General features: G+C 49.5%; 15 protein-coding genes. 4 read left to right on the top strand and 11 right to left on the bottom strand.

Going from position 1 to position 14,531, the window contains the following annotated elements; all coding sequences use genetic code 11:
- Window positions 1-99: 99 nt before the first annotated feature.
- A complete protein-coding gene (rnt, locus tag BIT28_RS14265; RefSeq protein WP_075764811.1) occupies window positions 100-771 on the bottom strand; it encodes a ribonuclease T in 672 nt (223 codons plus the stop codon).
- Window positions 772-993: 222 nt separating this feature from the next.
- Between rnt and motY the strand changes: the two genes are divergently transcribed.
- Window positions 994-1,812 carry a flagellar protein MotY gene (gene motY, locus BIT28_RS14260; RefSeq protein WP_245823700.1) on the top strand — a complete coding sequence of 273 codons (819 nt, stop codon included), beginning with the start codon at window positions 994-996 and terminating at the stop codon, window positions 1,810-1,812.
- Window positions 1,813-1,921: 109 nt separating this feature from the next.
- On the opposite strand, the gene BIT28_RS14255 is transcribed toward motY, so the two are convergent.
- Both BIT28_RS14255 and BIT28_RS14250 read right to left on the bottom strand, forming a co-directional pair.
- Complete coding sequence (locus BIT28_RS14255; protein WP_075764807.1) at window positions 1,922-2,365, bottom strand: DUF2753 domain-containing protein; 444 nt, start codon at window positions 2,363-2,365, stop codon at window positions 1,922-1,924.
- Window positions 2,366-2,379: 14 nt separating this feature from the next.
- Window positions 2,380-2,994, bottom strand: coding sequence for a superoxide dismutase (locus BIT28_RS14250; protein ID WP_075764805.1), 615 nt, complete (start codon window positions 2,992-2,994; stop codon window positions 2,380-2,382).
- A gap of 171 nt (window positions 2,995-3,165) precedes the next feature.
- On the opposite strand from BIT28_RS14250, the gene BIT28_RS14245 reads away from it, so the two are divergent.
- Window positions 3,166-3,498 carry a hypothetical protein gene (locus tag BIT28_RS14245; protein ID WP_245823699.1) on the top strand — a complete coding sequence of 111 codons (333 nt, stop codon included), beginning with the start codon at window positions 3,166-3,168 and terminating at the stop codon, window positions 3,496-3,498.
- A 60-nt stretch (window positions 3,499-3,558) separates the two neighbouring features.
- Here BIT28_RS14245 and gloA read toward each other — a convergent pair whose 3' ends face one another.
- The 8 genes from gloA to rsxA form a co-directional block, all read right to left on the bottom strand.
- On the bottom strand, window positions 3,559-3,951 hold the full coding sequence (gene gloA / locus BIT28_RS14240) for a lactoylglutathione lyase (RefSeq protein WP_075764803.1): 393 nt from the start codon (window positions 3,949-3,951) through the stop codon (window positions 3,559-3,561).
- 86 nt (window positions 3,952-4,037) lie between these two features.
- Window positions 4,038-4,679 (bottom strand): endonuclease III, encoded by a 642-nt coding sequence (nth, locus tag BIT28_RS14235; RefSeq protein ID WP_075764801.1) that lies wholly within the window; start codon window positions 4,677-4,679, stop codon window positions 4,038-4,040.
- A gap of 130 nt (window positions 4,680-4,809) precedes the next feature.
- Complete coding sequence (locus BIT28_RS14230; RefSeq protein ID WP_075764799.1) at window positions 4,810-5,508, bottom strand: electron transport complex subunit E; 699 nt, start codon at window positions 5,506-5,508, stop codon at window positions 4,810-4,812.
- Window positions 5,505-6,140, bottom strand: coding sequence for an electron transport complex subunit RsxG (rsxG, locus tag BIT28_RS14225; RefSeq protein WP_075764797.1), 636 nt, complete (start codon window positions 6,138-6,140; stop codon window positions 5,505-5,507). The genes BIT28_RS14230 and rsxG overlap by 4 nt, the downstream gene beginning before the upstream one ends.
- An 8-nt stretch (window positions 6,141-6,148) precedes the next feature.
- The gene (gene rsxD / locus BIT28_RS14220; RefSeq protein ID WP_075764795.1) at window positions 6,149-7,198 is read right to left on the bottom strand and encodes an electron transport complex subunit RsxD; all 1,050 of its coding nucleotides are present in this window, start codon (window positions 7,196-7,198) and stop codon (window positions 6,149-6,151) included.
- 2 nt (window positions 7,199-7,200) lie between these two features.
- Window positions 7,201-10,437: an electron transport complex subunit RsxC gene (rsxC, locus tag BIT28_RS14215; RefSeq protein ID WP_075764793.1), complete on the bottom strand. Its 3,237-nt coding sequence runs from the start codon at window positions 10,435-10,437 to the stop codon at window positions 7,201-7,203.
- Between the two features lie 2 nt (window positions 10,438-10,439).
- The gene (gene rsxB, locus BIT28_RS14210) at window positions 10,440-11,021 is read right to left on the bottom strand and encodes an electron transport complex subunit RsxB (RefSeq protein ID WP_075764791.1); all 582 of its coding nucleotides are present in this window, start codon (window positions 11,019-11,021) and stop codon (window positions 10,440-10,442) included.
- A 1-nt stretch (window position 11,022) separates the two neighbouring features.
- Window positions 11,023-11,604: an electron transport complex subunit RsxA gene (rsxA, locus tag BIT28_RS14205; protein ID WP_075764789.1), complete on the bottom strand. Its 582-nt coding sequence runs from the start codon at window positions 11,602-11,604 to the stop codon at window positions 11,023-11,025.
- A gap of 453 nt (window positions 11,605-12,057) precedes the next feature.
- Here rsxA and dcuC point away from each other — a divergent pair, with 453 nt between their 5' ends.
- Window positions 12,058-13,437 (top strand): C4-dicarboxylate transporter DcuC, encoded by a 1,380-nt coding sequence (gene dcuC / locus BIT28_RS14200; protein WP_075764787.1) that lies wholly within the window; start codon window positions 12,058-12,060, stop codon window positions 13,435-13,437.
- A gap of 11 nt (window positions 13,438-13,448) precedes the next feature.
- On the top strand, window positions 13,449-14,186 hold the full coding sequence (gene pepE, locus BIT28_RS14195) for a dipeptidase PepE (protein WP_075764785.1): 738 nt from the start codon (window positions 13,449-13,451) through the stop codon (window positions 14,184-14,186).
- Window positions 14,187-14,531 lie beyond the last annotated feature (345 nt).

The following is a 14,531-nucleotide window of genomic DNA, read 5'->3' as shown; positions in this document are numbered from 1 at the left end:
TAACGCTCTCACAAAAAAATATCAATCAGGCGTATTGAGTAATTACTCTAAAATGCCAGAAAGTTGACTTTCAATGTGGTCCGATGAGTTTGTTATTCTCTAAGGTTGAGTTTCTTCGCTCTTTTCTTCTGCAGAATCAAAAAGTGGCCAGCCACCTAATTTCTTCCATTTGTTAACAATCTCACAGAATAATTCTGATGTGCGTTCAGTGTCATAAAGAGCGGAGTGGGCTTCCTTGTTATCGAACGGGATCCCGGCGGTGCTACAGGCCTTGGCCAAGACTGTCTGGCCGAATGCCAAACCGCTCAATGCTGCCGTATCGAAGGTCGCAAATGGGTGAAAGGGATTGCGCTTTAGTTTGGCACGCTCAGAAGCCGCCATCACAAAGCTGTGATCAAAGTTGGCGTTATGGGCAACCATGATGGCACGGGAGCAACCAGCCGCTTTTTGTTCTTTGCGGATCTGCTTGTAGATCTCTTTTAGTGCCGCTTCTTCAGAGACCGCACCGCGAAGCGGACTGAACGGATCCCGGATCCCGTTAAACTCCAGCGCCTCTTTATGGATCACAGCCCCTTCAAATGGCGTTATGTGATAATGGATAGTCGAAGCAGGCTTTAGCCAGCCTTCTTCATCCATTTTCAGGGTGACTGCACAGATCTCGAGCAGGGCATCTGTTTTGGCATTAAAGCCGGCAGTTTCTACATCAATGACGACGGGAAAGTAGCCGCGAAAGCGACTTTTAAGAGTGTTTAGTTCGTTATCTTGGCTCATAGCACTGCGGTTGATAAAAATGAAGAGCGCATTATGTCAGATTCACTCCGGGAGCTAAACCTTAATTCATCGCGGGGAAACTGCACCTAAAGATTTTTTCGTCAGATCCGATACAATAGTCAGCATTACGATTGAGCTGGTGGTAGGAATATGGGCAATACAACAACATCATTGTGCTTGGCAGGCGCATTGCTAGCCGCTGCGACAGCAAGTAACACGGTGATGGCAAGCAAGCAATATGTCGCGACGCCTGCGCAATCGAGCTGGAAGGTTGCTGTTGATACTCCGCTGGAATGTCGTATGCTGCATAAGATACCCAATTACGGTGAAGCTCAGTTTACCTCCCGGGCGAGCAAAAAAATCAATCTAGATTTTGAACTTAAGATGCGCCGTCCCATGGGGGAAACACGCGATGTCAGCCTGGTATCGATGCCGCCGCGCTGGATGCCGGGGGATGCGGCTGAGCCAATCACTAAAATTACCTTCTTCAAACAGTTTGATGGCTATATTGGGGGGCAAATGGCCTGGGCAATGCTGACCGAGCTTGAGAGCGGGCGTTACCCGACGCTAAGTTATCAGGACTGGCAGCATCGAAATAAACGTATTGAAGTCGGGCTTTCAGCGGTCTCGTTTCAGGCGCCCTATCAGCAATTTAGTCAGTGTATAGACAACTTGCTGCCTTACAGTTTCGATGATATTGCCTTTACCGTTCTTCACTACGACCATGATAGTGATGAGTTGAACAAAGCCTCGCGCCAGCGCCTGGCTCAGATCAGTGATTTTGTCCGATATAGTGATGATGTTGATTTGGTATTGGTCGCAACCTATACCGATTCACGGGGCGGCAAGAACGTCAATCAGGCATTGTCGGAGCGGCGGGCCAAGAAGCTGGAAGAATACTTTATGGCAATGGGCTTGCCGAAAGACCGGATTCAGGTTGAGGCTTACGGAAAACGTCGGCCAATTGCCGACAATGAAACGCCAATCGGGCGCAATCAAAACCGCCGTGTTGTGATTTCATTAGGCAGGACACTTATCTAGCAGATGTCAAAAACCCTAAATAAACAAAGCGAGATACTCAGTGTATCTCGCTTTTTTGATCCTAGTTCATTGTACCTATCAGGCTATAAAGTCATTCAAGTTTAGCCATTTAGTGAAGACGAAACTTGGCGATCAGCTCACATTGGTTACTGATATTGATATGCTCAAGTTGGCGGGCAACTGCCGGATTGGGGTGGCGTTTTAGAAACGAGATCAAAGCGGATTTACAGCACCCAAGGGTATCAATAAATGCATCACACTCCTTGCGAGGACACTGAGGAATAAGTGCCATTACTTGCTCAGAGGCAAGCTGTAAGTACTTAAGCTCATACTCGTTGTCGCCAGCCTTTCGCCAAAAAGACGCCAGATTATGACAAGACGTGACTTTGATGGTCAGTAAGTCCTCAAGCTCTTCGCGCGTCCCCTGAATCGGTTCTAGCTGCTGCGATTCAGCCAAAGCCAGTTGGTAATGAATCACTGACATCATTGGCTTGTTATTCTCTTCGGCTTCTGCGGCCAGCAAGGTATGCCGTTCCCAGCGTGATACATCCATGATTATTCCTTAGATTACTGCTGCTGTAATGCCTCGACAAAATGCTGTTCGACTTGCTGCCAGTCAACAACATGCCACCATGCGTCGATGTATTCCGGGCGTTTGTTCTGGTAGCTGATGTAGTAGGCATGCTCCCAGACATCGAGTGCCAGAATCGGCTCCCCACAATTACCGACAACATCCATCAGCGGATTGTCCTGGTTGCTGGTGGAAGAGATTTCCAACCGCCCGTCGTTGACGCAAAGCCAGATGAACCCAGAACCGAAGTGGTTGGCTGCTGCCTCGGAGAAAGCTGTTTTGAAATGTTCAAAGCTGCCGAAGTGACAGTTAATTGCTTCGGCAAGTAGGCCGCCTGGTTGCCCGCCACCACTGGGTGACATGCACTGCCAGTAGAGGTTGTGGTTGAAAAAACCGCCACCGTGGTTTCTGACGGCAGGAGCCTGTTTAGAAACTGTGGCAAAAATCTCATGAAGAGATTGTTGTTCCAACTCAGTACCGATAATCGCAGTCATAAATTTATCATAGTAAGTTTTGTGATGGCGGCTATGGTGGATTTCCATCGTTTTGGCATCGATATATGGTTCGAGTGCATCATAGGGGTAAGGCAATTCTGGAAAGTTGAATGACATGACCGTTCTCTCTTGGTTTTTTTTATATATTAATGAGAATAAATATCATTATCAACCCTGCTTTTTATGATGCTTTTCCACTTTCTTAATTTTGGAGCTGAAGTAACTGCCGAAAGAGCTAAATTGAGATGGGTATAGAGATAAACATACTAAGAAAAGGCGGTGGTAGTTATGAATGTGCTTTTGTTGGTACTCATGTTCAGTTCTGGCTTGGTATTTGCCGATGACTCAGTGGTAAGCAGTGATGCCGAAAGGGTAAAAGAGGAGCTTGCCAGTGAAGTGGCGGCGAAGCAGATTACGTTAGAGCAGGCAGACGAAATGGAGCTTAACCGCGCTGATACCTATGAAGTCACCAGTACGGTTAGTGCGGAAAATTTGGAACTGCAAATTGCCGAGAAGCTCAAAGATAGCGTGATGCCTTTCTACTCAATAGAGTTTAATGATCCCAACAAAGATAATGAGTATCGTGCGACTGTCGTAGAGTATTTCGGTAAGGTGGAGTAGGGCTGATGAGTGTAAGCAAAGCCTGTCATAGCAGGCTTTGCGATATCATGAATTGGCCACTTAACTACGCTGGATCAACTCGATCTTGTAGCCGTCCGGGTCGGTAACGAATGCAATGTGCGTACTTCCGCCTTTCACTGGGCCTGGTTCGCGGCTCACGTTGCCCCCCGAAGCTTTAATCGCATCACAGGTTGCGTAAATGTCTTCAACACCAATTGCAATATGGCCGAAAGCATCGCCCATTTCGTATTCGGTTGTTCCCCAGTTATAGGTCAGCTCGATGACGGCGCCTGTTGACTCATCACCATAGCCAACAAAGGCCAGAGTATATTTATAGGCCTCATTGTCACGCTTGCGAAGTAGCTGCATGCCCATGATATCGGTATAAAATTGAATAGAGCGTTCGAGATCGCCTACGCGCAACATTGTATGAAGAATGCGTCCGTTAGCCATAGTGCCTCCGATGTCGGAAAGAGTTTGAGTGCAGATATAATAGGTGCAACAAACAGAATGGAAAATAACCATTCCGGAAATTGTTGTTACTCATTCGGGTAAACTTTATCTTTGAATTCGCACAGGTCTTCAATAACACAGCTGCCGCAGCGGGGCTTGCGGGCCACGCAGGTATAACGGCCGTGTAATATCAGCCAGTGATGGACATCAACCTTGAATTCTTTCGGAACCACCTTTAGTAGCTTTTGCTCGACTTGATCAACGTTCTTACCCATTGCGAATTTGGTCCGGTTTGATACCCGGAAAATATGGGTATCGACGGCGATGGTTGGCCAGCCGAATGCGGTGTTAAGGACGACATTGGCCGTTTTGCGGCCGACACCTGGCAGAGCCTCCAGGGCTTCGCGGTTTTCAGGGACTTCCCCGCCGTGTTGTTCGAGCAGGATCCTGCAAGTCTTAATGACGTTCTCAGCCTTGGAGTTAAACAGGCCGATGGTTTTGATATATTCCTTTACGCCCTCAACACCTAGATCGAACATGGCCTGAGGAGTGTTGGCGACAGGATAGAGTTTGTCGGTGGCCTTGTTGACGCTGACATCGGTGGCCTGTGCTGACAGAAGAACCGCAATCAGTAGTTCAAAAGGTGAGCTCCAGTTGAGTTCGGTTTCCGGGTGCGGATTCTCTGCCCGCAGACGTTCAAGGATCTGAACGCGTTTTTCATTGTTCATGCTTGCTTCCTAACAACTGTTGGCTGTTGCCGCAGTAAGCTATTCCTCTGGTGTAGGGCCAGAAACAGGTTGAGCCGCCTGTAGGAATGTAGCTAACTGCGGTTTATAGTATATTTTTAAGGTTGAACGTTTAGTTGGCCGAGGTAACTCGCGCTCGTTCAATTTCTGGTTTGGCTTCAGCACCTGCCGCTTTCTGTTCGCGTTTTTTATCTATCACATTCTTGAGTGCGATGATAAAACCGACACCGATAAAGGCACCGGGAGGCAGCATAGCCAGCAAGAAGTTGCTGTCAAAGCTGAATACTTCAATTCGCAATGATGCTGCCCAGTCTCCCAGCAGGCGGTCAGCACCGTCGAACAAGGTACCATTTCCCAGAATTTCGCGCATCGCGCCGAGCACCACCAGGGTTGAGGTAAGACCCAGCCCCATCCACAAACCATCTAACACGGCAGGTATAGGTTCGTTCTTGGAGGCGAAAGATTCTGCGCGACCAATAATAATACAGTTAGTCACGATCAACGGAATGAAGATCCCCAGTGACTGGTATAGCCCGTAAGTGAAGGCATTCATTAGTAACTGGACACAGGTAACCAGTGCCGCAATGATCATTACGAAGACCGGGATCCGAACTTCAGACGGCACCCATTGACGAACCAGTGAAACGATCAGGTTCGATCCGATGAGCACTGCCGTGGTAGCAAGCCCTAGACCAAGGGCATTGGTGACGGTTGCCGATACGGCCAGAAGAGGACAGAGTCCCAGTAACTGAACGATAGCCGGGTTGTTATCCCACAGGCCATTTTTCATCAATTCTTTATTTATGCTCATGAGTGGCCCTGACAATTCAGAGGTTGATTAAACAATTCCTGTTGGTAGCGCTGGTAATACAGCGATACCTTCTTCACAGCACCGACAACAGCACGCGGAGTAATGGTTGCACCGGTAAACTGGTCAAAATTACCGCCGTCTTTGCGAACTGCCCAGCTGGCATCTTTTTCACCTTGAAGTTTCTTGCCGGTAAAGCTGTAAATCCAGTCGGTAATCCGGGTATCAATTTTATCGCCAAGCCCCGGGGTTTCATTGTGGCTTAGGACACGCACACCCGTGACGACACCAGAGTTATCAAGGCCGACAATAATTTTGATGGCTCCGTTGTAACCGTCGGGCGCAATAGCTTCAATCGCAACACCCGACACTTCACCTTCTTTTTCTGCCAGGTAAGCCGGCATTGGCGTAGAGGTGCCGAGATATTGCTCATTGGTGACTAGGGTGCAGCTTTTGTAGAGCTCGTTGTCATGGTTTTCTGCAGGGATCACCTGGTTCAGAACCTTAAGCAGCTCCTTTTGTTGTTGCTCTTGAATTCTTCCGGCAGTCAGCAGTTGGGTAACAGATACTAGCAGGGTAGCAAGCAGGGCAAATACTGCCAGTACACCGCTGTTTTTTTTCATTGCAATCAGCATGCTTGCTCCTATAAGTGGCCGTATGTTCGTGGGCGTGTGTAGTAATCGATCATAGGTACACACATGTTTGCCAGCAATACGCTGAACGCGACACCGTCAGGGAAGCCACCCCAGGTTCGGATGAGGTAAACCAGGATCCCGATTAAGGCACCAAAAATCAGACGACCTTTGACTGTGGTCGATGCCGATACAGGATCGGTGGCAATAAAGAATGCCCCGAGCATAGTAGCACCAGAGAATAGGTGGATGATTGGTGATGCCGTGCCGTCCGGGTTGAATAGGAAGGCAACGGTGCTGATCACAAACAATGCGCCCAGCATACCGACAGGGATCTGCCACTGAATAATGCGCAGCTTCAGCAGTAGCAAACCACCCAGCAAGAAGCCAACATTTACCCACTCCCAACCAATACCGGCAATCATACCGAAGATTGGGCTAGCGAGAGTTTCAGTGGTGGTATGGCCGGTTGTCAGTGATGTCTTCAGGGTGTCCAAAGGTGTTGCCATGGTTACCCCGTCAACGGACATCCTGAGTTGATGCACACTGAACCCGTCTTGGGTAAAGCCGGTAAATACTGTATACAGGCTATCAAGCAGCGACACAGGAGCGGCGCTGATTGAAGAGGGAGGAAGCCAGGTTGTCATCTGCACCGGAAAGGAAATCAGCAAGACAACATAGGCTACCATCGCAGGGTTGAAGAGATTCTGTCCGAGGCCGCCATATAAGTGTTTGGCGATAACAATTGCAAAGACAACACCGATCACGGTGATCCACCAGGGAGCCAGCGGCGGGATTGAAATACCGACCAGAATACCGGTAAGCAGTGCACTGTTATCGCGCAGGTAAGGTAATACCGGGCGCTTACGCAAAACCAGTATTGCAGCTTCAGAGGCGAGCGCTACCAAAGAAGCCAGAATAACCTGGATCAGTACACCCCAGCCAAAGAAGAACCATTGGGCAGCAATACCAAGGGCCGAACAAAGAATGACAGTACGCATGATATCGCTGGTACTGCGTCGGCTATGTGTATGGGGTGAGCTGGCAATATTAAAAGCCACGATTAGTTATCCTCGTTATTCTGTTGTGTATCTTTTGCTGCCTGTTGGGCAGCCTTGCGAGCCTTAGCACGGGCAATAGCAGCAGCGACGGCGGCTTTCTTCGGATCCACGTCTTCCTCAGTAACTGTGCTGGCTGGCTCGTCCTGAGTTTGCTCCGCCTGCGTTTCAGCTTCTTTGGCAGCCTTGCGAGCCTTGGCGCGGGCAACGGCAGCAGCGACGGCGGCTTTCTTCGGATCCACGTCTTCCTCAGTAACTGTGCTGGCTGGCTCGTCCTGAGTTTGCTCCGCCTGCGCTTCAGCTTCTTTGGCAGCCTTGCGAGCCTTGGCGCGGGCAACGGCAGCAGCGACGGCGGCTTTCTTCGGATCCACGTCTTCCTCAGTAACTGTGCTGGCTGGCTCGTCCTGAGTTTGCTCCGCCTGCGTTTCAGCCTCTTTGGCAGCCTTGCGAGCCTTGGCGCGGGCAACGGCAGCAGCGACGGCGGCTTTCTTCGGATCCACGTCTTCCTCAGTAACTGTGCTGGCTGGCTCGTCCTGAGTTTGCTCCGCCTGCGTTTCAGCCTCTTTGGCAGCCTTGCGAGCCTTGGCGCGGGCAACGGCAGCAGCGACGGCGGCTTTCTTCGGATCCACGTCTTCCTCAGAGGCCGTGTCGGCTGGCTCGTCCTGAGTTTGCTCCGCCTGCGCTTCAGCTTCTTTGGCAGCCTTGCGAGCCTTGGCGCGGGCAACGGCAGCAGCGACGGCGGCTTTCTTCGGATCCACGTCTTCCTCAGAGGCCGTGTCGGCTGGCTCGTCCTGAGTTTGCTCCGCCTGCGCTTCAGCTTCTTTGGCAGCCTTGCGAGCCTTAGCACGGGCGATGGCAGCAGCAACGGCAGCTTTTTTCGGTTCAGCCTCAGCTTCGGTCGCTGCAGGCTCAGGTGTTTCCTGAGCAGCTTCAGACGCTTGCGCGGCTTTACGAGCCTTGGCACGGGCGATGGCAGCAGCAACGGCAGCTTTTTTCGGTTCAGCCTCAGCTTCGGTCGCTGCAGGCTCAGGTGTTTCCTGAGCAGCTTCAGACGCTTGCGCGGCTTTACGAGCCTTGGCACGGGCGATGGCAGCAGCAACGGCAGCTTTTTTCGGTTCAGCCTCAGCTTCGGTCGCTGCAGGCTCAGGTGTTTCCTGAGCAGCTTCAGACGCTTGCGCGGCTTTACGAGCCTTGGCACGGGCGATGGCAGCAGCAACGGCAGCTTTTTTCGGATCAGCCTCAGCTTCGGTCGCTGCAGGCTCAGGTGTTTCCTGAGCAGTTTCAGATGCTTGCGCGGCTTTACGAGCCTTGGCACGGGCGATGGCAGCAGCAACGGCAGCTTTCTTCGGATCAGCCTCAGCTTCGGTCGCTGCAGGCTCAGGTGTTTCCTGAGCAGTTTCAGATGCTTGCGCGGCTTTGCGGGCCTTGGCCCGTGCAATGGCAGCAGCTACTGCATCTTTTTTAGCATCGCCTGTTGTTTCCGATGCTGGTGTATCAGCGGTACTTTCTGTTTGTTTGACAGCTTTTCGCTCGCGAGCCAGACGCTTGCGTTCTTCGCGAAGTTTTGCCATCTCTGTATTGTCAGGCAAAGCTTCTTGAGAAACTTGGCTGTCACCGGACTGGGCTGCAGCCTGCTTGGCTTTTGCCCGGGCAATCGCTGCTGCAACTGCTGGTTTCTTGTCGGTGTCGGCATTGGTGCTGGCCGCTGCTTGTTTGGCTTTAACACGTGCTATAGCAGCAGCAACCGCATCATCGCCTCCGGAAGCTGCCATTTCTTTGCGGCGATCATCAGCTGCTTTCTTAAAGCGGTTCTCTCGCTCAGCCTTGTCCCGCTCTAAACGGGCTTTCTTGGCTTCAAAGCGTTGTTTGGCTCGCTCGGCATTCTCTTCATCTTGCTTACGCTGACGAATTTCTGCTTTGGCCTGGCGATAGTATTGAACCAGCGGGATTTCACTTGGGCAGACATACGCACAGGCTCCGCATTCAATACAGTCAAAGAGATTGTATTCCTCGCATTTGGCATAGTCCTGATCTTTGGCATACCACTGTAGCTGTTGCGGTAGCAGGGAGACCGGACAGGCCTCGGCACACGCTGTACAGCGGATGCAGGACATTTCATGGTTTGTCGGAGAAATTTCCTTGCGTGTCGGAGCCAGAATACAGTTGGCAATCTTGGTGATTGGAACATCACAGTGTGGCAGGGTAAAACCCATCATCGGGCCACCCATGATCACGCGTGGTAGTTTCTTATCGGCTTTATAGCCAAAACGCTCCAGCAGGAAATTTACCGGTGTTCCTAACAATGCCCAGGTGTTGCCAGGCTGTTTGAACGTTTTGCCGGTGACGGTAACAACACGCTGAATCAAGGGTTCGCCGTCAACTACGGCACGCTTGATTGCATGCGTGGTTCCCACATTGTGCATCATGATGCCAATGTCGGCAGGTATCCCTTTAGTCGGAACCTCTTTGCCTGTCAGCACCTTGATTAACTGCTTCTCGCCACCGGAAGGGTATTTGGTCGGGATTGCACGAATAACAATACCGTCATCTTCGCTGATACAGCGTTGAAGCGCCTCGATTGCTTCCGGCTTGTTATCTTCGATACCGATGATAGTGAGCTTGGGGACAAGGATATGATTCAGGATCCGAATGCCTTCAACGACATCGCGAGCGTTATCTTGCATCAGGCGATCGTCGGCAGTGATATATGGTTCGCACTCAGCAGCATTAATGATCAGGATATCTGTTTTTCCCAAACCACTTTGAAGTTTACGGCCGGCTGGAAAACCTGCACCGCCCATGCCGGAGATCCCTTGGAGGCGGATATGATCAATCAGATCTGCTGTTTCAGTCTGGCGATAGTCAGCGATGATTGTTTTCTCACCCCAGGTATCATTGCCATCCGGCTCAATAATGATACAAAGATCAGATAAGCCGGAAGGGTGGGCGATAGTATGAGGTTTTACCGCCTTAATTGTGCCTGAAGTCGGGGCGTGAACCGGTACACTCAGTGCTACATCGGCATGCGTCAGTGGCTGACCTTTGAGTACTTTGTCTCCGGCTGTGACCAATACATCACCAACGGCGCCGATGTGCTGTTTTAGGGGCAGCACCAGCTCACCAGGGATCTTGGCTTCGGCAATTTCAGAATGGCTGGACAGGGCTTTTTGCTCTGGTGGATGAATTCCGCCCGGGAAGTCCCATAGCTGACCCTGTTTTATTTGTTCGATGATTGACAGCATGGTTACTCTACCTTGTTGGCGCTTGTATCAGCAGGAATATTGACGACGGGGATTTTGTTAAGCTCCCACTTCCAGCTTTCCGGGGTCATTTCTACCGGAACCATTTCGATACAGTCGGTCGGACAAGGTGCGACACAAAGATCGCAACCGGTACACTCATCTTTGATGACGGTGTGTAGCGCCTTAGTGCCGCCGACGATCGCATCAACAGGACATGCCTGAATGCACTTGGTACAGCCGATGCACATGTCTTCATGGATAAACGCGACTTTTTTCAGGCCTTTGTCATCATCGTGAGCCGAGTCCTGAACATCTACCCCCATCAAATCAGCCAGCTTCTCTATGGTTTGCTGGCCGCCGGGAGGGCATTTGTTAATATCATCACCGTTGGCAATGGCTTCCGCGTAGGGACGGCAGCCAGGGTAACCGCACTGGCCGCACTGGGTTTGTGGCAAAATGCTATCGATTTGCTCGACAATCGGATCGGCTTCTACCTTGAAGCGGATCGAGGCAAAGCCAAGGACCAGGCCAAAAATCGCGGCAAGTACTGCGATTGCAATAACTGCAATTAATATTCCGCTCATTTTATAGTTTCACCAATCCAGTAAAGCCCATAAAGGCAAGAGACATCAGGCCGGCTGTGATCATGGCGATTGAGGCGCCTTTAAAAGGACTCGGAACATCCGCTGCGGCAATGCGCTCACGCATAGAAGCAAACAGCACCAAGACCAGCGAGAAGCCAATAGCAGCACCGAAGCCATACACCACAGATTCAATGAAATTGTGGCGTTCGTTGATATTCAGGAGTGCAACCCCCAAAACCGCACAGTTTGTCGTGATTAGTGGCAGGAATATCCCCAGTAGACGATAAAGCGTCGGGCTGGTTTTATGGACGACCATCTCGGTAAACTGAACCACGACAGCGATCACCAGAATGAAGCTAAGTGTTCGAAGGTATTGAATGCCAAGAGGGACGAGGATATAGGCTTCAACAAGATACGCGCATACGGATGCCAGGGTAAGTACAAACGTTGTCGCCAAACCCATGCCAATTGCTGTTTCCAGTTTTTTAGACACGCCCATGAACGGGCAAAGGCCTAAAAATTTCACTAGTACAAAGTTGTTAACCAACACTGTACCGACAAGTAGTAGTAGGTATTCAGTCATACCGTCTTAATTATAATTTGCTAGAGATCTGCATATTATCTTCCTTTGCACAAGCTATAACAACTCTTGTCTTGCAGGGTTTTTCAATATTGCTGATTTTTTCATCAGTTATTAATTGGTTAAGGCCGGATCAAGAAGAAAGCTCTATGGATGTCATGCACAAAACATGTGTATTGTCTGATTGAAATTCGCAGTGTGTCGACATGCACTCTGGGCTTCAAGAAATGGTTGTTGAGTATATGTATGACAATTGTGATTACCTGTTGAACATGTGTGCCTGCGGATGTAAGTGCGTTGTTTTCTTTCTATTATTGATGAACTGCGTTTTAGTGATATCTGTTGCATAAATTCAACCTTGCTAGTATAACGTCTGGTATATGTGCGTGAGTTCAAAAATATTCCACTAGTTGTTGGGCAGTATTGCCGAGCAATTTTTTGGAGAATTTTGATCTTATGGAATACTTATTCACCCTTGCTGTGGTTGGTTTGGTCGCATATTCAATGCTGAAGAAATTCAACCCGCAAGCAACATTAATTACAGCCGGTTTATTGTTACTCGCATTCGCGCAGCTTTCTGACATTTCTCCCGTACTGGCTGATGGGAAAACTCACGGCGCGTTATTTTTTGACTTATGGCAGCGCTTTACCGAAATCACCAATAGCCGGTTAGGCAAAGTGGGCTTGACGCTGGTTTCTATCGCAGGTGTCTCTACATATCTGAATCATATTGGCGCCTCTCAGGCACTGGTTCGTTCCACTTCCCGCCCTGTTATGGCGGTGAAGAGCCCATATGTCTTGCTGGCATTGGTGCTTGTCTTCGTGTCGATTATGTATGTGTTTATTACCGGTGCAACATCGCTCTCTTTGCTGCTGATGGGGACCTTGTATCCGGTACTCCGTAATGCCGGTGTGAGTGCCAAAACCGCTGTTGCCACGATTGTTATTCCCACTGCATGGGAATACGGGCCTGGGCAGATTAATGCGGTGATTGGTGCTAATGCCATCAATGTTGAGATCATGGATTTTGTAGTAAACCACCAGACTCTTTTCCAGGTACTGCTGCTGGCCGTTATCCCGTTTGCCAACATTGCCTGGCAACGCTACTGCGATAAGAAAGAAGGTTATGAACCTGCCCAGGATCGCGGGAAATACCTGGAAACCCTCGAAAAAAAACATGACGATAATGACAAGGTGCCGGGCTTTTACGCATTACTGCCTGTACTGCCGTTTGTCTTTTTGTTCGGCTTCTCAAGTATGGTGATGGAATCTATTACTATGACGATTCCAATTGCGATGATGTCGACCATTACTATCTGCATGGTGATTGAAGCGATCCGTTTCCGTTCAATTCAGCGCTCTTTCGATAACTTCGAAGCCTGGCTTAAAGGGACTGGAATGATTTTCGCCAGTGTTTTAACGCTGATGATAGCGGCTGAGTTCTTCTCTGCAGGCCTAAAAAATATCGGTGCGATTACCGCGCTGATTGATACTGCCAAGTCGTTTGACCTTGGCCCAAGTGGCATAGTGATTGTATTCTCAGGGTTTATTTTGTTAACGGCGTTTATTACAGGTTCCGGAAACGCACCGGTAATGGCGTTCATTCCGATTGTGCCGCAAATTGCGACTAACTTCGGCGTAAATCCTCTGTTGCCGCTTGTGCCTATTTTGTTTGCTGCCGGTATTGGCCGAACTATGTCGCCGGTTGCTGGTGTGATCATCACAGTGGCTGGTATGGCGAAAATCACGCCGATAGATGTCATTAAGCGGACATCGGTACCAATGTTCAGCAGTATGCTGGTGGTATTGGTGCTGGCCGTTATTAAGTATTCGTAAGGGGATTAGAGATGGATATTTTGATGTTGAGCAACGGCAAAATTGCCGGTAACGAACATGTCATGGGATTTGCCAGTGAAGCTATTATCGAGCAGGTTAAACGAACCGGCGCCAAAAAATGGGTACTGATCCCATATGCGGTTATCCGTTCAAGCCATGATGATCGTGTAGCCATGGTTCAGCAGACATTTGATGCTCTCGGGCTGGATTGCCAGGTTACAGGCCTTCATCAGGCCAAGGATCCTGTTGCGGCACTCAAGGCGGCAGATGGCATTTTGGTTAGCGGCGGAAATACCTGGGTACTGAACAAGACACTGCATGACTTGGGGCTTGTCGGTCCAATACGCAAAGCCGTGCTTGACCGTGGTGTTCCTTATATTGGCTGGAGCGCAGGTACGAATATTGCCTGTCCGACTATTCGGACTACCAACGATATGCCAATTATTACCGGTGCCGTCTTGCCGTCACTGAATTTGGTACCGTTCCAAATCAATCCGCATTATCTGGAAGCGAAAGTTGAAGGTCATAATGGCGAAACTCGAGATGAGCGTATTCAGGAATTTCTGGAAGTGAACCAGCACGAACCCGTTATCGGTATTCCTGAAGGAACCTGGTTGCATTTACATAACGACCAGCTTAGTTACCACAGTGCAAACGGCAAAGATCTCAAGCTCTTTAGCTATGGTAACGAGCCTTTATATTATTCTGAGCAGCAGAATATTCAGTTCCTGATGGCACATAGCTGCTAGATAGCTTTTAGGTATAAGAGAGCGGCAGGCTACGGCTTGCCGTTTTTTTGTCGAGGTGAGTGAATACCGATAATAACTGCACAAAACTGATTTCTAAAATTGCGATTAAAATTCACTTGATTTTGTTCGGCCCAGACTTGGCAAGGGGTTAGGCGAGTTATCCACGGAAACTGTGGATAAGTGTGTTGATGGATGTTTGGAAAATGCCACGACGGCGATAGGTAGACCGCTGTGGTTATATTTTGTACAACATGGTCGTAGAGAGAATAAATAGTTGTATTATAGCGATATAGGAATTTACGGCAGAATATATATGAATCAATTAGAATAAATACTTTAGAGAAT

It is taken from the genome of Photobacterium proteolyticum, from assembly GCF_001939735.1.
Lineage (GTDB): Bacteria > Pseudomonadota > Gammaproteobacteria > Enterobacterales > Vibrionaceae > Photobacterium > Photobacterium proteolyticum.
This window is presented reverse-complemented; position numbering and strand designations above follow the sequence as displayed.